We start from the raw sequence: 21408 nt of genomic DNA on the forward strand, positions 1-21408 counted from the left end.
ATGCACGACCCCCCTCTTGACCAGCCTCGTGTCTGGTTGCTGGCCGGAACCGGCGATGGTCCACGCCTTACCCGTGCCCTGCTTCAGCGCCATTGTCGGGTGCGGGTGAGTGTTGTAACCCCAGCAGCAGCGGAGGCTTATAGGGGGCTGGCGGTAGAAAGCATGGCCATTGGTGCCCTCGGGGGTGTGGAGGGGATCGCTGAAGAACTGAAGCGTCAAGCAACGCTCCGCTGGGTGGTGGATGCCACCCACCCGTTTGCAACCAAAATCAGCCACGACTTGGCTGAGGTGTGCTTCGCCGCGCAGCAACCGCTGTTGCGGTTTGAGCGCCCGTGGGAGGAGGGTCATGCTGCGACCCATCTGCTTGAAAATGGTGCAGATCTATCAACCATGGCACTCTCAGGCCAGCGACTGTTGTTAGCCGTTGGTGGACGTCATCTCGCTGCGATCGCGGACTCAGCTCGCTTGGCAGGAGGCGATCTTTTTGCCCGTGCCATGCCCACACGGTTGGGTTTGCGTTCGGCTTTGGCTGCTGGCTTGCCCCCTGATCACTTGGCGGTGGTGCGACCGTTGGAAGGGGCAACACCTGGACAGCTTGAGCGGGCGTTGTGCCGCCGTTGGGGGATTACGGCAGTGGTCTGTCGTCAGTCCGGTGGCATGACAGAACGCCTGTGGCGTCGGATTGCGGAAGAGCAGAGTTTGACCTTGTTGCTCCTCAGACGACCACCTTCACCATCGGGTGTGGACACCGTTGTTGGGGAAGCCGCCTTTTTGAAACGGATCGACCATGGCTGAGTCGAATTCTTTGATGTTGGTGCTCACAACGGAGGGTGATGCAATTCGAGCCAAAGCGTTAGCCCGTTCGCTTCTCGAACGACGGCTTGTGGCCTGTGTGAGCTTGCAATCCACGGAAGCTCTTTATTACTGGGAGGGGGAGATCCAGATGGATGGTGAGGTGCAACTTCTGATGAAAACAACGGCTGATCGCCTGGAGAGGCTTCAGCAGGTGCTTGGAGAGTTACACAGCTACGACACCCCCGAATGGTTGTGTTGGCCAGCGACGCCTTCGCCGGCCTATGGACGCTGGGCGATGGGGGTTCTCAGCTCAGATGGGTACTGACCAGGTCTTGAAGCGACACCTGAGGACGCGCTCCCAATTGCGTCACGATCTGCCCTGCACAAATGGCGCCGAGCTTGCCGCAGCGCTCGAGCGACTCCCCTTTGGTGTAGCCGTGCAGGAATCCGCCCGCATAGAGGTCTCCGGCACCGGTGGTGTCGATGAGGTCTCCGAGACCCACAATTCCAATGTTCCAGCGTTGGTCACCGCTCATGACGACAGAACCTTGACTGCCGCGGGTGATCGCGATCACGCTGCAACTGCCGCGAACGCTCTCTAGGGCCGTATCGAAGTCGTCGGTTTGGTACAGCGACTTGATTTCAACTTCGTTGGCAAACAGCACATCGACATGACCATTCACGAGGTCGAGGAAGCTGTCTCGGTGACGATCGACGCAAAAGCCATCGGAGAGGGACAAGGCGACCTGTCCATTAGCAGCACGGCATGCCTCAGCGGCTGCGATAAAGGCGCGCTTCGCTGCGGGACTATCCCAGAGATATCCCTCGAGGTAGAGGACTTTGGTATCGCTCACCATCGAGAGATCGAGATCGTCTGGTTCGAGCTGCGTTGAGGCCCCAAGGAAGGTGCACATCGTCCGCTCTGCATCAGGGGTGACATAGATGAGGCAACGGGCCGTTGTGGCACCAGTGGTGGCGGCTGGGGTGTCAAAACGAGCGCCGACGGCCCGAATGTCGTGGCTAAAAATGCCCCCCAGTTGATCGTTTTTAACCCGTCCGATGAAGCCTGCTCGCCCCCCCAGTTGGGCGATTCCCACCATCGTGTTGGCGACCGAGCCACCGGAGGTCTCCAGTCCAGGACCACTGGCTGTGTACAGGGCTTCTGCCTGTTTTTCGTCGATGAGCGCCATGCCGCCTTTTTGCAGGCTGTGCTGCGTCAGAAAGGCGTCCTCGGTTTGAACGAGCACATCAACGATGGCATTGCCGATGCCGACGACATCAAGACTGCAAGTTTTTGGAAATCGGACGTCGGAGGCCATGACCAGAGCGCTTGTCGCCCCGAAGTATGGCGGTCGACCGTTAAGCGCTTAGGAGGGCTCGCTTCGGACCATGGATCGGATCTTCCACCACAATCGTTTGATCTCGGCTCGCACCAAGGGAGACGATGGCGATCGGCACCTCCATGAGATCAGCCAAAAAGCGCAGGTAGTCCATTGCTGCCTTCGGTAGATCCTCAAGCTTTCGGCATTCTTCCGTGGAACACTGCCACCCCTTCATCGTTTCAAAAATGGGTTTGCAGCGGGCGAAATCATCGGAGCTGCTCGGGAAATACTCGATTCGTTCACCGTCGAGTTCGTAGGCCACGCACACCTGGATCTCATCCATTTCGTCGAGCACATCGAGCTTGGTGATCGCCAAACAGTCCAGACCGTTCACTTGAACGGCATAGCGGCCAATAACCCCATCGAACCAACCGCAGCGGCGGCGGCGGCCGGTGGTGGTACCGAATTCACCCCCACGTTCAGTGAGCTGGTCATTGAGGCTGCCGCTGAGCTCAGTCGGGAATGGTCCTTCCCCCACCCGCGTCGTGTAGGCCTTGGCAACACCAATGACACGGTCGATAAGGGTGGGACCGACGCCTGCACCAATGCAGGCTCCACCGGAAACTGGATTGGAGGATGTGACGTACGGGTATGTGCCGTGGTCGAGGTCCAACAGCGTGCCTTGGGCACCTTCAAACAGAATGTTTTTACGAGCTTTTGCTGCGCTGTGGATCGCGCGCGTGCAATCCACAACGTGCTTAGAGAGCCGTTCGCCGTATCCCAAGTACTCCTGGATGACGGCTTCTCCATCGAGAGGTTCGATGCCGTAAATCTTCGCTAGCAGCTCATTTTTTTCCTTGAGTGGGCCTTCCAGTCGGTTGCGGAGTCGCTGCTCATCGAGCAGATCGATCACTCGGATTCCACTGCGCTGTGATTTGTCGGCGTAGGTGGGGCCAATGCCTCGGCCCGTGGTGCCGATCCGGCGATCACCACGCTGTTTTTCCATCGCCAGATCAAGAAGGCGGTGGTACGGCATGGTCACGTGGGCAGACGACGCCAGCTGAAGCCCTGAAATATCGATGTCATTCGCGAGCAGCATGTCCAGCTCGCCAAGCATCACCTTGGGATCCACCACCGTTCCCGGTCCGATCAGACAGATGGTGTCTGGGTAAAGGATTCCGGAGGGGATGAGATGAAGTTTGAGCACACGCCCGTCAACGACGATCGTGTGCCCAGCATTCACACCCCCCTGATATCGCACCACCACATCGGCGGAGCGGCTCAGGAGATCGGTGATCTTTCCTTTTCCTTCGTCACCCCATTGAGCGCCGATGACGACAACATTGGCCAAGGACACGGCGGCCCGAAGCCGCAGATCTGCACAATCCGCGAGTATTTCAGATCCAGTGTCCCTACGTCAAAAGTTGTTGTTTTTTGTGGGATCAAGTTCCCCGAACAACTGCCTTTTGAGCCTTGGTTAATTCCTTGGCTAGACGATCATGCAAAGCCTCTGGGAGGGGGCGATTCGCATAATTGGCGTAATGGCCTGCAAGGGAATTAAGCGCCGTTTGCATCGTTGTGAAGGAGCTCAGACCGTTCACGCGTGGCTGGGGGCGATAACGCGACACGTAGTCGGTGATCAGTGACCGTGCGTCGTTTTCCGCTTGTGCATGGCTTGGATCGTCCTGGGGGATATCGATCACTTCGAGAATTGTTTGGGCGACCGAGATCGTGTCATCGGCGTAGTTGCCTGTCAGCCGAGCATCTGGGTCGCCACTACAAGCGGTCAGCAGCAAACACAGACCCAATCCAAGGGCGACAGCTGCCTTCGTGAGGGGTTTGAACAGGCGAGCCAGTGCTGAGAGCATGACACCGTTGAGAGTTGTCGAACTTTAAGGGCGCAGTGTGCTCAGCAGTTCATTCAGAGCATCTGCATGGGGCAGCTTCTGCACCCCACGGTTGGCGCGCTCGACCAATTCAACGACCCCGTCGCCTGCATCACGACCCACAACAACGCGCCAGGGAATACCGATGAGATCGGCGTCTTTGAACTTCACACCGGCCCGTTCCTTGCGGTCATCGAACAGTGCATCCACCCCAGCTGCAAGCAGTTGCTCATAGAGCGACTCGCCCAGTTCGGCCTGGGTTTGGTCCTGCATATTGGCCACCACAACGATCGCTTCGTAGGGGGCAATGGCCGGAGGCCAACAGATACCTGCGTCGTCGTGGTGTTGTTCAACGGCTGCTTGGGCTAGCCGTGAAATTCCAATGCCGTAGCAGCCCATCCAAAAGTGTTCGGTCTTACCGGCTTCGTTGGTGAAGCGGCTATCCATGGCCTCGGAATACTTCCGACCCAGTTGAAAAATGTGTCCCACTTCGATACCCCGCTTCTCGATCAGGTGAGCCTCAGGGTTATGAACACAGGCTTCACCGGCGCGCGCCTTGCGTAGGTCGAGGCTTTTGGGCGTGCCACCGAGATCGTCCCAGGTGACGGAGATGCGGTGCTGATCGGTTTGATTTGCCCCACAGATCATGCGATCCATTGCTGCGGCTGTGCCATCGGTGCAACGCAGAAATTGTTTCGTCCAGCTCCGTGCTGAGCGCAATACAGCGTCGTTCAAGTCCGGTCCGATAAAGCCGAGTGGGATGGTGTCAATGCCTTGTTTGTCCAGGTCTTCAGCTTGGATCGGACGGCAGTCGAGGATGTCTTGCCCCGTTAAGCGCCCCACGGCATTAATCAATTTCACCTCGTTGAGGTCTTGATCCCCCCGCAAGCTGATCAGAAGGGGCTGTTCAACGCCGTCGTCTAAGCGGGCTATGAACAGTAAAACCTTGATGAGTTGGCTGGGATGCCAGCCATGGGACTGGCAAAGCACGTCGATGCTGGTTTCGTTTGGTGTGCTGATGAGCTCCATCGCAGCCCCATCGAGATCCATCGCCTTGGAAGGAACCGAGATGGCCTTTTCTTGGTTCGCGGCATAGGTGCCGTCGTCACTCAACAAGATCAGGTCTTCGCCTGCATCGGCGGTGACCATGAACTCTTGAGAGGCTGCACCACCGATCGCGCCGCTGTCGGCATCCACGGGTACTGCTGCCAAGCCGCAGCGCTCAAAAATGCGTCGATAGGCCTGATCCATGTCCAGATAGGTGTTCCGGAGATCGGCCTCGCTGGCATGAAACGAATAGGCGTCTTTCATGATGAATTCGCGCCCACGCATGAGCCCAAAACGGGGGCGAATTTCATCCCGAAATTTGGTTTGGACCTGGTAGAGGTTGACCGGCAGCTGTTTGTAGGACTGCAACAGGTCCCCAGCGAGACTGGTCACGACTTCTTCGTGGGTGGGTCCTAACCCCAGTTCTCGCCCTTGTCGGTCCTCAAGGTGGAACATGATTCCCTCCCCGGCGGTGTAGCCCTGCCATCGGCCACTGCGTTGCCAAAGTTCTGCGGGATGAAGCTGAGGAAGAAGGGTCTCTTGGGCTCCGGCTTTGTTGAGTTCGTCTCGAACGATGGCCGTGATCCGCTGGATCACTTTCCACATCAATGGAAGGTATCCGTAGATACCTGAACCAACCCTGCGGATGTAGCCCCCACGCAAGAGCAATTGGTGCGAGGCAATCTCTGCTTCTGCTGGCACATCCCTGAGCGTCACCAGCAACAGGCGGGAGACGCGCATGGAAAAGAGCTCAAGGAGTTTTGGAAGCTATCACCGGCTTGATCTGGTGCCGCTGGCGGAAGTGTCTGTTTCCCTTGAATACCCCTGTACGACCTGAGTCTCAACTGCTACCGTCCGGACCATCAAGCCGTAGAGCGCGAAGTTCAATGTTCCCTCGATCTGTTGAAAGTGTGGCCTCACAAATTCAACAATCAGTTGATATCTCGATGGAAACTCCCATCGTTCCAGCGCAATCTGACGCTCTTGTTGGCATTGACGATGTCCAAAAATCTTTAAATCGTTCCCGGGCTTCGGTGTATCGCTACACCAACACTGACCCCCGAAATCTCAACCCTCCTTTTAATCCGCGCAAGCTCAATCCCGAGTATCGAAGCGATCAAAAAGATCCTCTTTATTTCCACCCCAACGAGGTTGCTCGCTTTGCCAAGGATGTGCTCCGGATCAAGGAGGTCACTGTTGAGGTCTTGAACTCCCCCTCAACAGCAACGCAGCAAATGCTCGGAGCCATCCTCGAGGAGCTCAGAGGAATTCGTGCTCATCTTGAAGGTTCCGGAGAGGAAGCACCGTCTGATCTTGCAGCGCGTCGCGATCGTCAAGACCGCCCTGCGGCGTAACGACGCAATCGGTGACAGACTGGTTGGCATCTTTTAACGACGAGTTGTGGATGCTGCTCTGCAGCGTCCGATTCCATGGCTTCAGACCCATCATTCCCACCCGGTGACGACGGCATCTCTGCCGCTGACTCTGATGAACCGTTCAGTCCGAGGGCACAAATTACTGTGATAACAGGGGTGTTGATCGCTTGCTTCAGCCTCGGAGCACCACTGGCTGCTGTCATCACAGATCGTTCGATTTCGCCATCTCGACTGATCCCCACCTCCTTGGATCGTCATGAATCTCCGCCATCTGCCCCCGTCTCCCTCACCAGGGTTGATCAACCTTCTCGTTGAAATTCCCGCGGGAAGTCGCAACAAGTATGAATATTGCGCCAAATCGGGAGTGATGGTTCTTGATCGGGTCTTGCACGCATCAGTGCGATATCCATTCGACTATGGATTTATCCCAAATACGTTGGCCGAAGACGGCTCTCCCCTCGACGCCATGGTGATCATGGCGGAGCCAACTTTTGCGGGATGTTTGATTCGGGCCCGCCCCATTGGGCTTCTTGATATGAAAGATCACGGTGTCTATGACGGCAAAATCCTGTGTGTGCCAGATGCCGACCCGCGACAAGCCTCCATCAGCAGCATTCGCCAGATCGGCGCATCACGGCTTGAAGACGTCGCTGAATTTTTCCGCACTTACCGCAATTTGGACGGACGAGTCGTGACGATTAGCGGTTGGCGGGACGTCCATGCCGTGCAGCCATTACTGGACTCCTGCATTGAGGCCGCGAATTGATCTGAGATTGGTCCCCTCTGGAAGGCCAGATGCTTGTAAGTTGGTGCGCACTAGAGATCCAGCAGAACCCGTGCCCACCATCCGATTTGAGCAGGAAGGAGAACAGGTTGGGTGCATTGAGGGTGCAAATCTCCGCAGGGCGTCCTTGGACGCCGGAATTAATCCCTACAAGAGCCTCAATAACCTCAACAATTGCAGTGGTGTTGGCCAATGCGGCACCTGTGTCATGGAAGTGGTGGAGGGTCAAGAAAACCTGTCTCCCCGCAGCGACGTGGAAGAGGTTTACCTCGCCGATCGCCCCGCCAATTTCCGCCTCAGCTGCCGTACAACCGTGTTTGGTGACATCACGGTGCGCACCAAGCCTGAAGAGGGAGTCGGTCGCGGCTCGAACAGCCTTGTTGGTGCCATCAAGTCGTTGTTTGGCCGCTGATCTTGGCTGAATCGCTTCAGGTTTACAGCTACAACCGCTGCAGTACCTGCCGAAAAGCGTTGGCTTGGCTTGTGGATCAAGGAATCGCCCACGATGTGCACGACATCGTGGAAACTCCTCCTTCTCGAAAGGATCTTGATGCTGCCCACGCCTTTTTGGGCGACAGGAAGTTGTTGTTCAATACCAGTGGTCAGAGCTACCGCACCCTTGGATCCTCTGTGGTGAAAGCCATGTCGGACTCTGAAGCCCTCGCTGCCTTAGCGAAAGACGGAAAGTTGATCAAACGACCGTTTGTGAAGCGGTCCGATGGATCTTTTCTGGTTGGCTTCAAACCGGAGGTTTGGGCGTCTGGTCTGCAGGACTGAAATTCAGCCCATCCAATTCACGAATCAGAGCATCAACATCATCTTGATCCCTGAATTGGCGGAATCCAGATCGCTTGAGGTCCTCCAAAAAGGAGGTGAGAAGGTCTTGGCTGCGTTCTAAGACGGGTCCTTGTTCCAAGATCACGGCCAGTTCTTCCCAGAGACGGTCGAGGGCATCAGTTCCGAGTGTTTCCAGCACCTGATCCCGTTGACCAATTCGGTTGCCAGCTCCTCGAGACACATCCAATACGGAATCCACCATCCCTGTTGCAAGTTGTCGGCTGAATTCAGCCTCGGCGGATTGAAGTGCTGCCACACGACGGAGCGGTTCAGGCATCACGCTCCGACTCAAGCTTTGCTGGAGCAAATGGCCGATCAAAGCCACAAGTTGGGGTCGTAAAGCGGGCCCAACTTTGGTTAACAACAGCGGAAGCCAAAGTCTGAGGAGCTCGAGTAGTTCCTGGTCCTCGTTTGCATCGCTGGTTTGATGGCTGCAGAGGCCGCGCACCCGCTCCGGTAGTTGAGGGGATCGGATGAGCTGTTGAAAGGTATCCACCACGCGAATGGTGATCACCTCGAAGAGCTCGACGGCCAAGAGAGCCACAACGCCGCGGCTAATGACTGCACGCAGCGGTTCCAGTTGGATGAGACCAGCTCTGGACAGTCGCTCTGTGACAGGAACAAGGCGCATCCAACGGGCGAAGGGAAGCAACAGTGGGAGGTCGATCCATCGTCGTAGAACCGCATCCCGCCAGCGAATCGCTGGGTATCGCGATTTCAGTCGAAGACAGCGAAGAGCGATGTCCAGCAGAAAAAGCAGCTGAAACGGTGCGTCAACACGCCAACTCAAGTCCGTCGGTCGACCATTTTCGTCAATGCTTCGCCAGTAGTTGATTTCAACCAGGGGAAGGATTTGTTGGTTCCAAAATTGCCGTTCGCGATTCCACCCGTTCTGATTGATGTGCCCTTGACTGAGCAGCAAGTCGGCCGATTGTTGCGCTGAGTTCAAGCCGGTCCGAGCTCTCAGGCGGTTTTTCAGTTGGTCGAGGGCTGCCGCATTACTGGAACTCAACAACCGTTGAGAACTGATGAGGTTTTCCGTCAGCTTTTGTTGTTGCTTCAGCAGCGTGATGCTGGTTAACCCCAGGCTGCTATCGGTTTGGAGTGCTTGGTCGAGGCGTTTGAACCCATCGAGATAGGCCTGGGTTTCGCGGTGAGGCTCAATCCCTTTCAGTGGATCCAGGACGGGAGTGATGTCGGGGAGCCAGGGCAGGGGAACCACGAGTGGAAGGGATGAAACCGGATACAAGTTGCGCTGCAACCAAAAATTTCGGAGCGGGATATAGCTCAGATCCACGAGCACCCAAGCCAAATTCAAGGTGGCGATGATCGCCACCATCCGGTCCCACCGACGCCAGGCGCCAGCGTTTTGCTGCGGCTTCAGTCCTTGCCAGCGGGGACGGATCATGACGGATACACGCTGCTCCTATCGTGGGCGCAAAGAACGAGCTTGCCCACATTGAACGCGGAGAAAGGACCTTCGGGTGTGTCAAGCAAAGTCAGTGCCATTTGGGAGTTCTGGGCCCCCTTTCTATTCACTGTTTCCATCTATCTCCTGATTCGGCAGTTTGCCTTTGAAGCGCGTTACATCCCATCGGGGTCGATGCTTCCAGGCTTGCAGGTCGGCGACAAATTGATCGTTGAAAAGCTGTCTTACAAAGCGAAGTCTCCACGCCGAGGTGACATCGTTGTGTTCAATTCACCCAGTGCATTTGATCCGGTTTGGAAGCTGGATGCCGGCCGCCCGGATCCCTTGAAGTGTGGATTGGTCACCTTCCCAGGGGTGAGCTGGGTCGTCGATCGGGTGCTTGTGCAGCGTTATCCAGAGTGCGAAGCATGGATCAAGCGTGTTGTTGGGGTGCCTGGTGATGTCATCGAGGTCAATGCTCAAGGGCAGGTCTCGATTAACGGCAAGAAATTTGAGGAGCCTTACGTCTCTAATTTCTGCATGACCGACCGTGGAATGCCCGGTTGCAAGGGACTGTATGCATCAGTCCCGAAGGGCAACGTGGTGGTTCTTGGCGATAACCGGCGGAATAGTCAGGACGCCCGTCGCTGGCCAGGGGGACCCTTTCTTCCTGATGATCAAATTATTGGGCGGGCGGTGTTCCGGTTCTGGCCTCCGGCTCGCATTGGCCCCCTCAGCGATTAAGTCCGCAGGCGATCACGCGTCCTGTCAGCACTTGCCCTAGGTACGGCATGTTGGCCCCCCGGGGAGCATGGGGGTCGTCCCTGCGGACGGTCCATTGATGGTTGGGATCAAAGAGGAGCCAACGTCGACTGCCAAGGCGTAGTTCTTCCGGTGGTTGATCGATCAGGGCTGATGGGCCAAAACTCAAGGCCTGCCAAAGGCGTTCAACGGGCGTGTTCCGCTGCCGAACAAGGGCATCCCAAAGGGCCGGTAGAACAAGGTGATGGCCGCATAGCCCTGGAGGTCGCTGATCCGGGGGTAACAGCATGTCCTCGTCATCGAGGGACACCGCATGAACTGAAATCGCCGTGATGGTTTGACTGAGCACTGCATCAATAAGCCGTTCTCGGTCCTTGCTTCCCCCCAGGGAGGGGCGAACCCTCCAGCCAGGATTGCCTGCTGCCAGACCATTGCGATCTGCAAGGAGATGCCACCAGTTGACGCTGCTTAGTGGCGGATGGTCTCCGAAGGCCACGAGCTGCTCCACTGCTGCAGCGGTGGACAGGTTCATCAGGCGCAATTGTCGATCGCGATGGCGTTGATGCAACGCCATCAATTGGCTGATGGGGAGCATTTCACTGCTCAAGGGGTCTGGTGGCCATCCAGCCCGCAACGTCTCGACCCCCTCCCGCACCATGCCAGCGCCCTGTAAGGCGGGGTCTCGCGGGGCGACGAGAATCGGACAACTGCCCATTTCTCCAAGGACCAAGCCCTGTTCCAGTAACTGGGGTGAAATCAGGGCGTCGTCGTCGGCTAATCCGATAGCGCCGTGTTCGAGCAAGTCACCATGGGGCGCCAACTGTTCGGATGTTCCGCCTTGGCTGAATCCTCCCCAAAGATGAAGTTGAACGCCATTTTTGGGGTCTTTGGAAAAGCCCTGAAGGCATTCCGGTTGGTCGCGCCATGTTCGGCCGCGGGGCAACAGAGCCACCTGCCCATAGCCGGCTGAAGCAGCGCAACGCCGCAGGCTTTCAATCGTTTCCTGATCACCACTGAAGGGTGTTTCCAGAACGGAATGGGGATCGACTAAGCATGGTGCCACCAGCTGCTCAGACGCTTCTGTGGGCGTTAGCCCTAGGGCCTTGGCCTTCTGACGGGCGTCGCCGTCAAACGCCGTAAGGATGCCCTCTTCAACCAGCACCGCCCCCTGCTCAACCGACTGTCCGATGCCTCGCAAGATGCGAACCGGATCGAGCAGAAGGGTCTTGTCCATGTAGTTAAAGGGCGCCTGCTGCTGTGCGGTCAATCACGCTGCCGAAGTGGGACGTGAGATTGAGGCAGGTCACCACCGCAGGCTGCCCTGAATCCAGAGGGATGTCGACAACGGTGACACCGCCATTGCCCTGTTTGATGGCCCAGATGTCCGCTGGTGTTAGTCCCAGGAGATCGCAAAGGATTGTTTTGTTCACAGCATCGTGGGCTACCACAAGGGCTGTTTCCTCGGATTTCAGGCTGGCAGCGATGTCGCCCCAGCTTTTCACCGATCGGGCCCAGACGTCCTGAATTGTTTCGCCCTCAGGCATTTGAACGGTTTCTGGACGCTGCTTCCAGGTCTCCAAAAGCTCCGACCATCCGTCCCGGATTTCCGATTCCAGCTTCCCTTCCCAGAGGCCATGGCCGATTTCCACCAATCCTTCCGTTTGGCTCAGAGAAACATCGGGATGGGCTTGAAGAATGATTTCTGCGGTTTCGGTGGGCCGCGACATGGTGCTGCTCCAGGCCCGATTGATCTTCACACTGCTCAAAAAGTCGCGGGCAGCAGCGGCTTGGCCTCGACCGTTGTCATTGAGAGGGATGTCGATTTGGCCCTGGAACCGCCCAGCTTTGTTCCAATCCGTTTCTCCGTGGCGGACCAAAATCAAACGGGCACCATCGCCTTTTTTGGGAAGGGGTTGAAGGTGGGTGGTGTTGTTCAGGCATTCGATTTGCACTTGAGGGTCCTCGCCCCCAACTCCCTGGCGCAGATTGAAAATCGAGAGGGAGGTGTTGTCGACCCGTAACCGTCGGAATCCCCGCTCTGGTTCACCGAGAAGGGTGAGCATCAAACAGCGCAGGATGGCGTTGTGGGCCACCACAAGAACCGTGGCATCGCTTTCCACCGGATGACGTTGAATCAGGTCCTCGATGAATTGGCGCGCCTGCGCTTGTAGTTCAACAAGCGGTTTGTAAGTCGAACCATCGCGACGCTGCAATTCGAGTTCCAGAGGTTGGCGTTTCCACAAGCTGTAGTCCTTTGGATGTCGTTCGATGAGCTCCTCGATGCTCTGACCCGACCATGGCTCGAGATCAACTTCAAGAAGTCCCTGGTCAAAGCTGGTGGCTGGTGTTTCGCCACCGCGCCCCTCCAGGAGGGAGGCGGTGGTGGAGGCAGCGCGTTTCAGCGGCGAGCTGTACACCGCATCGATGCTGACCTCCTTGAGGGAGCGTCCCAGCGATCTGGCCTGGTCGTGGCCTTCGTCCGTGAGGTTGGAGAGGTCGTCGCGCCCCTGGATCCGGAGCTCTTTGTTGAAGCTGCTCAGACCGTGACGGACTAGGAGAAGGCGAATGGACACCATTTGGCTTCAATGCGCGGCCATCGTATGGGGCAAGGGTTGCAGAGGGACAATCAGAGGACATCGCCCTCACCAGGTGTCCAGTTCGTCACGCCAGGTTTCTCCGCGTTGGAAGCTGTTTCTGGCGGCTCTGTCACTGCTTCTGGCAGGGGCCATTTGGCTGTCAGGGTTGGTTGACAGTCTGACGAGACCATCGGTTTCGCCCTCGCTCACCCTGCAACAGCAGGAGCTGTCGTTGTTGGCTCAGCCGGCAGTGCCACCGTCGTTGCAACCGGTGCTGTTGGGCGGAGATCCCCGCGAGGCGTTGCTTCAAGCCTTGGAGGGCAGTTCCCCAGCGGACCGTAACGACCGGCAGCAGTTACTGCTGGGATTGCTGCAGTCGGATCAGGAGCCTCCTGTGGTTGAGAACCGCTGGCTCACTGATCCGCTCATCCGGCGATTGATTTGTGAGCGACAACCCTCGAGCGTTGATGGTTGTGTTGATGCCGATGTGGCGTCAGCAGCGGCCTGGCGCCTTGCCGTGAGTGGCCTATTGCCTCTACTCACAGTTTTGCTGGGAAGTTTGCTGTTGTTGGTTCAAATCGTTCGAGCTTTAAGGGGGCGCCTTCAGCCTTGGCCGGCCGTGGATGGGCCCGCACTCAGCCTGATTGATGTGGTGTTGTTGGTGGCCGGTGGTTTTGTGGTGATCAGCGCTGTCGGCGTTCCGTTGGTCGCCCTGCCGTTGGTTGCAAGCTTCACCGCCGGGCTCGAAAGTCCACGGCGCGAGGCCGTCACGGTGGTGATTAATTACAGCGTGATGGCCCTGCCAAGTTTGTTCATCCTTTGGCGTCAGCTCAAGGCACTGCCTCGCGCTCAGGCACCCAAAGGGGGGTGGCTCCAGTGGCGCTGGCGGCCATGGCCCGGAGCCATCTCGTCAGCCGTTGGAGGTTGGTTGATGGTGACGCCTGTGGTGGTGGCAACGGGTTGGCTGTTGGTTCGCTTGGTTGGCGACCCCGGTGGCAGCAATCCCCTATTGGAGCTCGTTTTGGGTAGCCAAGATCCACTGGCTCTGGTCCTTCTCGGTTTAACAGCTGTCGTGTTGGCGCCGCTGTTTGAAGAGATCATTTTTCGCGGAGCGCTTCTTCCGGTTTTGGCGAAGCGCTGGGGCACCGCGGTGGGCGTTGTGCTGAGTGCCCTGTTGTTTGCCATGGCCCACATCAGCATCGGTGAGTTGGCGCCCTTAACTGTGCTCGGCATTGGCTTGGCATTGGTGCGCGTCAGCACGGGCCGACTCCTTCCATCGGTGTTGATGCATGCCCTTTGGAATGCCATCACCTTTCTCAATTTGCTTGTGCTCTGAGCCTTGCCGCTCCTTGAAGCAGGTGGTTCACTTACGTATTCGCTATTCCCAGGGTGGTAGCCGCTCCGGAAAAGCGCTCAACGACCCGGACCTTAGAGCTCATTCAAGGTTCTTTGTCGTCTGGACGCATTGCCAGGCGATCGCCCTGGTTAGGAGGCGTGCATCGTGTGATGGACGGCACCCTGCTGGGGGTTGTTGGCGCTGCTGCTGTGTTGGCTGGTTTGACCCTGCACTGGCAGCACCGTTGGACCGTGGCCTTCAATCGTCTTGAGTCCACGCGCATTCAGGCCCATCGCTTGACTGAATCAACAGCTGTGATGGAACAGCATCTGTTAAGGAGCACCACTCAGCCGGCAAGCCTCGTCCCGACGCAAGTTGCCAACCTTGTTCATGTTGAGCGACCCATCTCCGCAATCCAGCCATCGGCCCATGCGTCGTTGGCCGCTTCGATTGGTGAGGTGATGTTCCAGCGGCCACGCTCGGGGTATTAATGACGAGACGCTCCCGCCCTGAGCAGCGGTCGCGTCGTCCGTCGCGCCCGTCCACGAATCGGACCCGTTCAAGGGTTGTTGCGTTGGCGCCAGTCCCACCGAACCGCTTGTGGATTGTTTTTTTGATCCTTTGCACGGGCTTGTTGGGCCTCGTCGGCCGGATGGCTTGGCTCCAGTTGGTGCAAGCTCCGGCGTTGGAAGAGCAGGCACGCCAGCTTCAAACCCAACGCACCCGTCCCTTGGGGCAACGTCGACCGATTGTTGATCGCACCGGTCGCTTGGTCGCAATCGATGAGAAGCGCTTCCGTCTTTGGGCCCACCCCCGTTATTTCAACCTTCCTGGGGACCCCCCAAACCTGGTACGCCCCTCCTCCGATGTGGTGGAGCTTTTGGCTCCTCACCTAGCGATTCCAGCGTCTGAGTTGTTGAAAGCCCTTCGGACACGTTCTTCGGGAATCAAGTTGGGCGAGGAGCTCGACCCTGAAACAGCAAAACGCATTCAGGCGCTTGGCATCAGCGGGCTTGATCTTGAGGCCTATCCCCAACGGATTTATCCCCAAGCGTCGCTGTTTGCCAACGTTGTGGGCTTCCTCAATGCAGAGCGCGTCCCACAGGCGGGTCTTGAACAAAGTCGCGATGGCGATCTTGTCAGACATGAACAGACCAGGAGCCTTCGGCGCGGAGCCGACGGCACGCCTTTGCCCGACAACCTTGCTCCAGGAGTGTTTTACGGCGACGACCTAAGACTTCAGCTCACACTGGATTCCAGGCTGCAGGAATTGGCGGTGAAGGCCCTTGCGGCGCAAGTGGCTCAATGGAAAGCGAAGAAGGGCGCCGCGATCGTGATGGATGTCACCAACGGTGAGCTGTTGGTGTTGGCATCGACTCCGACCTACAACCCCAATCAGTATTGGAGTTTCCCGACCGGACGTTTCCGTGAGTGGTCTGTTCAGGATCTCTATGAACCTGGCTCCACCTTCAAGCCAATCAACTTGGCCTTGGCTTTACAGGAGAAGGCGATTCAACCCAACGGCCGCGTTCACGACATCGGTCAACTCACCGTTGGTGGCTGGCCGATTAACAACCACGACAAGAAAGCCAATGGCTTGATTGATTTCGCCAAGGTTCTTCAAGTGTCGAGCAATGTCGGCATGGTCCAAGCGATGCGCCAACTGGACGATCATTTGTATTGGACCTGGATGCATCGATTGGGCATCGACCGACGTCCTGATACGGATCTGCCTGGGGCTGTTGCCGGTCAGCTGAAAACCAAGGAGCAGTTCACGACCCAACCGATTGAGCCGGCAACAACAGCCTTTGGTCAGGGTTTCTCCCTGACTCCGCTGAAGCTGGTCCAGTTGCATGGCATGCTCGCAAATGAGGGTCGTTTGGTGAGCCCCCACATCACCCGGGGCTTTCGTTCCGGTGCTGCCCTTGCTCCTGCAGCACCTCCTTCCGGTCAGCAGCTACTTCGCCCAGAGGTGACGCGCACCGTTTTGAAGTGGATGGAATCGGTTGTGGATCAAGGCAGTGGGAAAGGCGTTAAAACGCCGGGATATCGCATCGGTGGGAAGACGGGCACGGCTCAGAAAGCCTTGAACGGTATTTATTTGCCTGGAGCCAAGATTTGTAGCTTCGTGGCCACATTGCCGATCGAAGATCCGCGTTATGTGGTGTTTGTTGTTGTGGATGAACCCCAAGGAGCCCATGCCTATGGCTCCACGGTGGCTGTACCCGTTGCAAAACAGATCATTGATGCGCTGTTGGTTGTGGAGCGCATCGCTCCATCAAAACCCGTTGATTTGAACAAGCCCACGAAGAGCTGACGGCCTGAAAATCGCAGCTACGTTAAAAAGATCAGAGCCTTCCGCACCATGGCCAGTCTGCTTGAACAGCTCTCCGAGATGACCGTTGTTGTAGCGGATACCGGTGATCTTGAGGCGATTAAAAAGTTCACTCCTCGGGATGCAACCACCAATCCCTCACTGATTCTGGCCGCGGCACAGATTCCGGCTTATCAGAGCTTGATTGATGAGGCGTTGCGCTCATCTCGCAAGTTGATTGGAGAGAACGCCCCTGTTGAAGAGGTGGTGCGCGAAGCACTCGATGAAATCAGTGTAATTTTCGGGAAGGAGATTCTTAAAATTGTTCCTCGTCGTGTGTCGACGGAAGTTGATGCCCGTTTGAGTTACGACACGGAAGCCACGATTGAAAAAGGACGAAAACTCATTCGTTTGTACAACGATGCCGGCATTAGTAACGACCGAGTTTTGATCAAGATTGCATCGACATGGGAAGGCATTAAGGCCGCTGAAGTTTTGGAAAAAGAAGGGATTCACTGCAATCTCACCCTCCTCTTTGGCTTCGGACAGGCTGTTGCCTGTGCAGAAGCGGGTGTGACGCTGATCTCTCCTTTTGTGGGGCGTATTTTGGATTGGTATAAAGCAGAAACCGGTCGTGACTCCTACCCAGGTGCTGAGGACCCTGGTGTTCTTTCAGTTACTAAAATCTTCAACTACTACAAGAGTTTTGGTTATAAGACGGAAGTGATGGGGGCAAGTTTCCGCAATTTGGATGAAATCGTCGAGTTGGCTGGTTGCGACCTTCTAACCATTTCACCCAAGCTTCTTGATCAGCTTCGGGAAACGAATCAGCCCTTAGTTCGTAAGTTAGATGCGTCAAATCCGGTGGGTGGTGCACAAAAAGTTGAATTGGATCATGAGCGTTTTGACGCCTTGATGGCTGAGGATCGTATGGCCACCGACAAGCTTGGTGAGGGGATCAAAGGCTTTAGTAAGGCGATCGAAACTCTGGAGCAACAACTGGCTCATCGACTTGCTGAAGTCGAGGGTGGATCGGCCTTCAGCCATGCTGTTCAAGAAATTTTCCTGCTTAACGATTTCAACGGTGACGGCTGCATTACCCGCGACGAATGGCTGGGCAGTGATGCTGTTTTTGATGCCCTCGATCAAGACCATGATGGCCGCTTAACGCCAGATGATGTGCGCTTGGGCTTTGGTGCCGCTTTGGCGTTATCGACTGTTTAATCACTTGATGCGTTCACGATTCGAGTAGAGGAGTCATTCATGAGTTCACTATGTGCCCTCGACACCATGCGTGCTTTTACGCGTGAAGACGATGTGATTTTGCTCAAGTCTGGAGAGGTTTTGTTTCGTCCTGGTGAAACGGGAACAACCATGTTTGGTCTTCTTGAAGGGGCGATTCGCATCACTTGGATTGGACAAGCTGGCCAGAATGGTCATGAAGACATCCCCGTTGGCCATGTTTTTGGGGCAGGGGCGTTGGTCATGGAAGGTCACAAGCGGCTTGGTATGGCAACGGCAACCATGGATTGCCGCCTGATCGAAATGACCCGCGAAAAATTTCTTTTTGCCCTCCATGAAACCCCGATGTTTGCCCTCGAGCTGCTGGCATCGATCGATGAACGCCTGCGGGATATCAAAATGGCTGATAAATAATGGATATCAAAATCAATTAATGGCAACCATTAGCTCAAAATAGTTGTGTGGCCTTCGTTCTAAACATTGGTACGCGACATTTGTCTTGGCATTCGTCTTGGTTTGTTCCAGCTGAGCCTTGGCATCCTTGGGGTGTTGATGCTGGGTTTGTTCAATCGGCTGCTGATTGAAGAGATCGGTCTGCCTGCAGCCGTTGTTGCTTTGGCGATTGGGTCTCAGCAGCTGATGGGCTTCACCAGGATTTGGTTTGGAAACCGGTCGGATCGAATCGCTGCAGGGCGCCTGAAGCGGACGCCTTACATCGTGATCAGTGCTCTCGCCTTTTCAGGTCTGTTTGGACTGTCAGGATGGGTGGTTCTGCAGTTGGCGCGAACCATCACCCTTCCAGGCCAGCTTTTTGTAGGCCCGTGGGTGGGGCTCTTGATGCTGATTTCGATCGCCCTTGGTATGGCGATTTCTGCAGGGGGAACAGCCTTTTCAGCTCTGGTCGTTGACCTCACCTGCGAGCGTGAGCGCCCTCGCGTGTTGGCTGTGGTGTGGGGAATGCGGCTGCTGGGGGTTTTGCTGGGCAGCGCTTTTGTCGCCCGACTGTTTGGAGCAGCCTGTGAGGAGGGGGCCAGTGCAGATGCTTTGAAGACCGGTCTGGAACAGTTGATTTTGGTGGGTCCGTTGCTGCTGTTTGGGCTTGTTGTTTTCTCGGTCCTCGGGCTGGAACATCGGCTTGTTGAGCGCGACTCCATGGCTCAATCTTTGAACGCTGATGTTGCCAATAATCCGCAAAAGAATGTACCTCTGCTCCAATTGCTTGGTCGCTTGCGGACCATTCCTCAGTTCGGACGATTCGTGGCCGTTACGTGCTTATTCACCTTCAGCATGTTTCTCAATGACGCAGTGCTTGAGTCCTATGGGGCTGCGTTGTTTGGCATGAGTCTTTGTGCCACAACGGCACTAAATGCATTGATGGCCATTGGATTTTTTGTTGGACTTGGTGTGAGTGGATTTCTGTTGATCGAGAGAATAGGCAATATCCGCACGGCTCAGCTTGGTGGCATTCTGGCTTCGATGGCCTTAGTTCTGATGCTGTTATCGGCGCCATGGCAGTTTTTGGGAGGCTTCCGGCTTGCTGTGATGCTGTTTGGTCTATCGCTTGGCATTTGTATTCATGCGAGTTTCACCTTGATGTTTAGCTTCGTCGAGCCTGGCAAGGTTGGTTTGCTTCTTGGGATCTGGGGTGCTTTATATGCCTACTCCCGTGGCTTGGCCACCATCAGTGGCGGTGGTTTGCTCACGTTGTTTAAAACATTGAATCCTGATGATGTCTTTGGATCTTTTGGCAGTGTTTTTGGTGTGCAGATCGTTGGTTTTTTAGTTGCTGCTGTGTTGATGCATCGGTTGGATGTGGATGGATTCCGAAAGAATATTCGGCAACGATTTGGGGGGCTGGCCTAAAAGGTTGTGAATTGATTGGAGCCGCTTATTTGTTAATTCTCATCTTATTCAGTATTCGTGTTTTTAATTTTTAGAAATTGTTCCTTATTTGTTGCTGGAGTGAGCACGGTCGTGCGGTTCATCCACTAGACCTGAGTCACCTTGATTCCGGAGGATGTCGGCTCTCCAGATCGTTTGGTTCAAGAGAGATCTGCGAACCGTGGATCACCGACCTCTTTTCGAGGCCTCCAAGTGTGGTCCCGTGCTGCCTCTGTATGTCGTAGAGCCTGAGTTATGGCAGCAGCCGGATAGCTCTTCCCGCCAGTGGTTGTTTTGTCGGGAATCACTGATCGATCTTCAGCGGGCCCTGGCGGAATTCGGCCAGCCATTGGTGGTCCGTCGTGGTGATGTCGCGGATGTGTTGGAGCGGGCCAGGCGTCAATTCGGGATCGATGCGCTTTGGAGCCATGAAGAAACGGGTAATGACTGGACCTATCAACGCGACAAACGCGTGGCGGCTTGGGCGAAGCAACACGGCATCCCCTGGACCGAAATCCCGCAATTTGGTGTGACGCGGCGCTTGAAATCTCGCAATGGTTGGGCCAAGCGTTGGGAGACGCAGATGGCCGAGCCGATCACCCAGCCTCTAACTGCACTGCCGAGATTGGCTGACCTGGACCCCGGCGCGATTCCCGATCTTCCCCATGGGTCCATGGCTCCAGACCCTTGTCCCCATCGCCAACTTGGTGGAAGACGTCAGGGCGAACTTGAGTTTCGCGATTTTTTAAATCAGCGGGTTGAGCGGTATTGCAGTTCCATCTCTAGTCCGAATAAGGCGTTCACCGGCTGTTCACGGCTGTCGGCCTACCTCACCTGGGGATGCCTCTCGATGCGTGAGGTACTTCAGCAGAGCAGAACGATGCAGGGACGCGGTGTGAACAGCTTCGGGTCGCGCCTGCACTGGCATTGCCATTTCATTCAAAAACTGGAAGACGAACCGTCGATTGAATTCCAGGACTTTCATCCGTTGATGCGCGGTATCCGGGATTCGAATCAGGATCATCTGCAGGCCTGGGCGGAGGGGCGCACTGGAGTGCCGTTTGTGGATGCCTGCATGCGGGCCTTGCGCGCCCACGGCTGGATCAACTTTCGGATGCGAGCGATGTTGATGTCGTTCGCTAGCTACAACCTTTGGCTGCCATGGCGGCAGAGCGGCTTGCATTTGGCACGTCAGTTTGTGGATTACGAACCCGGTATCCATTGGAGCCAATGCCAGATGCAATCAGGCAGCACCTCGATCAATACGATCCGCATCTACAACCCGATCAAACAGGGACGCGATCACGATCCAGAGGGCAGGTTCATCCGCCACTGGTGCCCTGAATTGCGCGAGGTGCCGGCGATCTACATCCATGAGCCATGGGAGCTGGGTGGAGGGATGCCAGCCCCAATCGTGGATGTCACCACCTCGATGCAGGCGGCGAAAGATCGCATCTGGGCGGTCCGTCGCTCGGCTGGTTTTAATCGCCATGCCGATGCGATTCAGCAGAAACATGGATCTCGAAAGGCCGGTATGAAACCCACCGGAACACGTCGCAGCTCACGGCGTCGCCGTAAGGCTTCACAGGCAGATCCAGCCCTTCAGCAACTCAGCCTCGAGCTTTAACTCCGTTGCAGCATTAGGCGCTTGATCACCCTTTGAGCGATGTCGCCGTAGCCCATCTCACCCGACAAGATTTGTGCAATGCGCTGTGGTGCGGTGGGTCGTTTGATGCCGAGTTGATAGCCCACACCGGGAAAGCGATAAAACACTTGGGCGATGCGCCGACCCCAGGCCATGGAGTCTCCCCAGCGGCGACGCATGGCTTGGCTGTAGCCCCG

At 56.3% G+C, this 21408-nt stretch carries 22 protein-coding genes and 1 pseudogene; 15 read left to right on the forward strand and 8 right to left on the reverse strand.

The genetic code is table 11. The features are described from left to right. Positions 1-795 (forward strand): precorrin-6A/cobalt-precorrin-6A reductase, encoded by a 795-nt coding sequence (locus tag BL107_RS05285; RefSeq protein WP_006169914.1) that lies wholly within the window; start codon positions 1-3, stop codon positions 793-795. After that, positions 788-1120: a divalent-cation tolerance protein CutA gene (cutA, locus tag BL107_RS05290; protein WP_009789245.1), complete on the forward strand. Its 333-nt coding sequence runs from the start codon at positions 788-790 to the stop codon at positions 1118-1120. Before BL107_RS05285 ends, cutA begins: the two co-directional genes overlap by 8 nt. Here the strand turns inward: cutA and BL107_RS05295 are convergent. The 4 genes from BL107_RS05295 to BL107_RS05310 all read right to left on the reverse strand — a co-directional run bounded on the left by BL107_RS05295 (position 1101) and on the right by BL107_RS05310 (position 5791). Then, a complete protein-coding gene (locus BL107_RS05295) occupies positions 1101-2114 on the reverse strand; it encodes an adenosine kinase (protein ID WP_009789246.1) in 1014 nt (337 codons plus the stop codon). The genes cutA and BL107_RS05295 overlap by 20 nt on opposite strands. A gap of 40 nt (positions 2115-2154) precedes the next feature. Continuing rightward, positions 2155-3474, reverse strand: a complete 1320-nt coding sequence (locus BL107_RS05300) for an adenylosuccinate synthase (protein WP_198002324.1) — start codon at positions 3472-3474, stop codon at positions 2155-2157. Between the two features lie 85 nt (positions 3475-3559). Then, entirely contained in the window at positions 3560-3985 is a 426-nt protein-coding gene (psb27, locus tag BL107_RS05305) for a photosystem II protein Psb27 (protein ID WP_009789248.1), read from the reverse strand. Positions 3986-4009: 24 nt separating this feature from the next. After that, the gene (locus tag BL107_RS05310; protein WP_009789249.1) at positions 4010-5791 is read right to left on the reverse strand and encodes a proline--tRNA ligase; all 1782 of its coding nucleotides are present in this window, start codon (positions 5789-5791) and stop codon (positions 4010-4012) included. 206 nt (positions 5792-5997) lie between these two features. Here BL107_RS05310 and BL107_RS05315 point away from each other — a divergent pair, with 206 nt between their 5' ends. From BL107_RS05315 to BL107_RS05330, 5 genes are all read left to right on the forward strand, one after another. Further along, complete coding sequence (locus tag BL107_RS05315) at positions 5998-6405, forward strand: hypothetical protein (RefSeq protein ID WP_009789250.1); 408 nt, start codon at positions 5998-6000, stop codon at positions 6403-6405. 75 nt (positions 6406-6480) lie between these two features. Then, complete coding sequence (locus tag BL107_RS13065) at positions 6481-6741, forward strand: hypothetical protein (protein ID WP_232192770.1); 261 nt, start codon at positions 6481-6483, stop codon at positions 6739-6741. After that, positions 6683-7192 (forward strand): inorganic diphosphatase, encoded by a 510-nt coding sequence (locus BL107_RS05320; protein ID WP_009789251.1) that lies wholly within the window; start codon positions 6683-6685, stop codon positions 7190-7192. The genes BL107_RS13065 and BL107_RS05320 overlap by 59 nt, the downstream gene beginning before the upstream one ends. A gap of 70 nt (positions 7193-7262) precedes the next feature. Next, positions 7263-7622 (forward strand): 2Fe-2S iron-sulfur cluster-binding protein, encoded by a 360-nt coding sequence (locus BL107_RS05325; RefSeq protein ID WP_009789252.1) that lies wholly within the window; start codon positions 7263-7265, stop codon positions 7620-7622. Between the two features lie 2 nt (positions 7623-7624). Then, on the forward strand, positions 7625-7987 hold the full coding sequence (locus tag BL107_RS05330; RefSeq protein ID WP_009789253.1) for an arsenate reductase family protein: 363 nt from the start codon (positions 7625-7627) through the stop codon (positions 7985-7987). Here BL107_RS05330 and BL107_RS05335 read toward each other — a convergent pair. After that, positions 7950-9455: a hypothetical protein gene (locus BL107_RS05335; protein ID WP_009789254.1), complete on the reverse strand. Its 1506-nt coding sequence runs from the start codon at positions 9453-9455 to the stop codon at positions 7950-7952. The two genes, BL107_RS05330 and BL107_RS05335, sit on opposite strands and share 38 nt — an antisense overlap. A 78-nt stretch (positions 9456-9533) precedes the next feature. Here BL107_RS05335 and lepB point away from each other — a divergent pair, with 78 nt between their 5' ends. Beyond that, positions 9534-10199 (forward strand): signal peptidase I, encoded by a 666-nt coding sequence (gene lepB, locus BL107_RS05340; protein WP_009789255.1) that lies wholly within the window; start codon positions 9534-9536, stop codon positions 10197-10199. Here lepB and BL107_RS05345 read toward each other — a convergent pair. Both BL107_RS05345 and BL107_RS05350 read right to left on the reverse strand, forming a co-directional pair. Then, on the reverse strand, positions 10189-11451 hold the full coding sequence (locus BL107_RS05345; RefSeq protein WP_009789256.1) for a dihydroorotase: 1263 nt from the start codon (positions 11449-11451) through the stop codon (positions 10189-10191). The genes lepB and BL107_RS05345 overlap by 11 nt on opposite strands. 4 nt (positions 11452-11455) lie before the next feature. Further along, on the reverse strand, positions 11456-12790 hold the full coding sequence (locus tag BL107_RS05350; RefSeq protein ID WP_037988778.1) for a histidine phosphatase family protein: 1335 nt from the start codon (positions 12788-12790) through the stop codon (positions 11456-11458). Positions 12791-12866: 76 nt separating this feature from the next. Here BL107_RS05350 and BL107_RS05355 point away from each other — a divergent pair, with 76 nt between their 5' ends. From BL107_RS05355 to BL107_RS05385, 7 genes are all read left to right on the forward strand, one after another. Then, positions 12867-14129: a CPBP family intramembrane glutamic endopeptidase gene (locus BL107_RS05355; protein ID WP_009789258.1), complete on the forward strand. Its 1263-nt coding sequence runs from the start codon at positions 12867-12869 to the stop codon at positions 14127-14129. 53 nt (positions 14130-14182) lie between these two features. Further along, positions 14183-14620: a hypothetical protein gene (locus tag BL107_RS05360; RefSeq protein ID WP_006169712.1), complete on the forward strand. Its 438-nt coding sequence runs from the start codon at positions 14183-14185 to the stop codon at positions 14618-14620. Further along, complete coding sequence (locus tag BL107_RS05365) at positions 14620-16446, forward strand: penicillin-binding protein 2 (protein ID WP_037988140.1); 1827 nt, start codon at positions 14620-14622, stop codon at positions 16444-16446. The genes BL107_RS05360 and BL107_RS05365 overlap by 1 nt, the downstream gene beginning before the upstream one ends. Positions 16447-16494: 48 nt before the next feature. Further along, positions 16495-17667, forward strand: coding sequence for a transaldolase (locus BL107_RS05370; protein WP_009789261.1), 1173 nt, complete (start codon positions 16495-16497; stop codon positions 17665-17667). Between the two features lie 39 nt (positions 17668-17706). Continuing rightward, a complete protein-coding gene (locus BL107_RS05375; RefSeq protein ID WP_156779392.1) occupies positions 17707-18099 on the forward strand; it encodes a Crp/Fnr family transcriptional regulator in 393 nt (130 codons plus the stop codon). A 66-nt stretch (positions 18100-18165) separates the two neighbouring features. Beyond that, positions 18166-19548: a BCD family MFS transporter gene (locus tag BL107_RS05380; protein WP_009789263.1), complete on the forward strand. Its 1383-nt coding sequence runs from the start codon at positions 18166-18168 to the stop codon at positions 19546-19548. Between the two features lie 154 nt (positions 19549-19702). Next, positions 19703-21193 carry an FAD-binding domain-containing protein gene (locus BL107_RS05385; protein ID WP_009789264.1) on the forward strand — a complete coding sequence of 497 codons (1491 nt, stop codon included), beginning with the start codon at positions 19703-19705 and terminating at the stop codon, positions 21191-21193. Here BL107_RS05385 and BL107_RS05390 read toward each other — a convergent pair. Next, positions 21190-21408: pseudogene (locus BL107_RS05390) on the reverse strand (dehydrogenase); the annotation flags it as partial. The gene BL107_RS05385 and the pseudogene BL107_RS05390 sit on opposite strands and share 4 nt — an antisense overlap.

Source organism: Synechococcus sp. BL107 (genome assembly GCF_000153805.1).
In the GTDB taxonomy this organism is placed as follows: domain Bacteria; phylum Cyanobacteriota; class Cyanobacteriia; order PCC-6307; family Cyanobiaceae; genus Parasynechococcus.

Excerpts from the sequence above, each read along its gene's own strand:
- BL107_RS05285 (WP_006169914.1), top strand. The coding sequence starts at position 1 with ATGCACGACCCCCCTCTTGACCAGCCTCGTGTCTGGTTGCTGGCCGGA.
- cutA (WP_009789245.1), top strand. The coding sequence starts at position 788 with ATGGCTGAGTCGAATTCTTTGATGTTGGTGCTCACAACGGAGGGTGAT.
- BL107_RS05295 (WP_009789246.1), bottom strand. The coding sequence starts at position 2,114 with ATGGCCTCCGACGTCCGATTTCCAAAAACTTGCAGTCTTGATGTCGTC.
- psb27 (WP_009789248.1), bottom strand. The coding sequence starts at position 3,985 with ATGCTCTCAGCACTGGCTCGCCTGTTCAAACCCCTCACGAAGGCAGCT.
- BL107_RS05310 (WP_009789249.1), bottom strand. The coding sequence starts at position 5,791 with ATGCGCGTCTCCCGCCTGTTGCTGGTGACGCTCAGGGATGTGCCAGCA.
- BL107_RS05315 (WP_009789250.1), top strand. The coding sequence starts at position 5,998 with ATGGAAACTCCCATCGTTCCAGCGCAATCTGACGCTCTTGTTGGCATT.
- BL107_RS13065 (WP_232192770.1), top strand. The coding sequence starts at position 6,481 with ATGGCTTCAGACCCATCATTCCCACCCGGTGACGACGGCATCTCTGCC.
- BL107_RS05320 (WP_009789251.1), top strand. The coding sequence starts at position 6,683 with ATGAATCTCCGCCATCTGCCCCCGTCTCCCTCACCAGGGTTGATCAAC.
- BL107_RS05335 (WP_009789254.1), bottom strand. The coding sequence starts at position 9,455 with ATGATCCGTCCCCGCTGGCAAGGACTGAAGCCGCAGCAAAACGCTGGC.
- BL107_RS05345 (WP_009789256.1), bottom strand. The coding sequence starts at position 11,451 with ATGGACAAGACCCTTCTGCTCGATCCGGTTCGCATCTTGCGAGGCATC.
- BL107_RS05365 (WP_037988140.1), top strand. The coding sequence starts at position 14,620 with ATGACGAGACGCTCCCGCCCTGAGCAGCGGTCGCGTCGTCCGTCGCGC.
- BL107_RS05370 (WP_009789261.1), top strand. The coding sequence starts at position 16,495 with ATGGCCAGTCTGCTTGAACAGCTCTCCGAGATGACCGTTGTTGTAGCG.
- BL107_RS05375 (WP_156779392.1), top strand. The coding sequence starts at position 17,707 with ATGAGTTCACTATGTGCCCTCGACACCATGCGTGCTTTTACGCGTGAA.
- BL107_RS05385 (WP_009789264.1), top strand. The coding sequence starts at position 19,703 with ATGTCGGCTCTCCAGATCGTTTGGTTCAAGAGAGATCTGCGAACCGTG.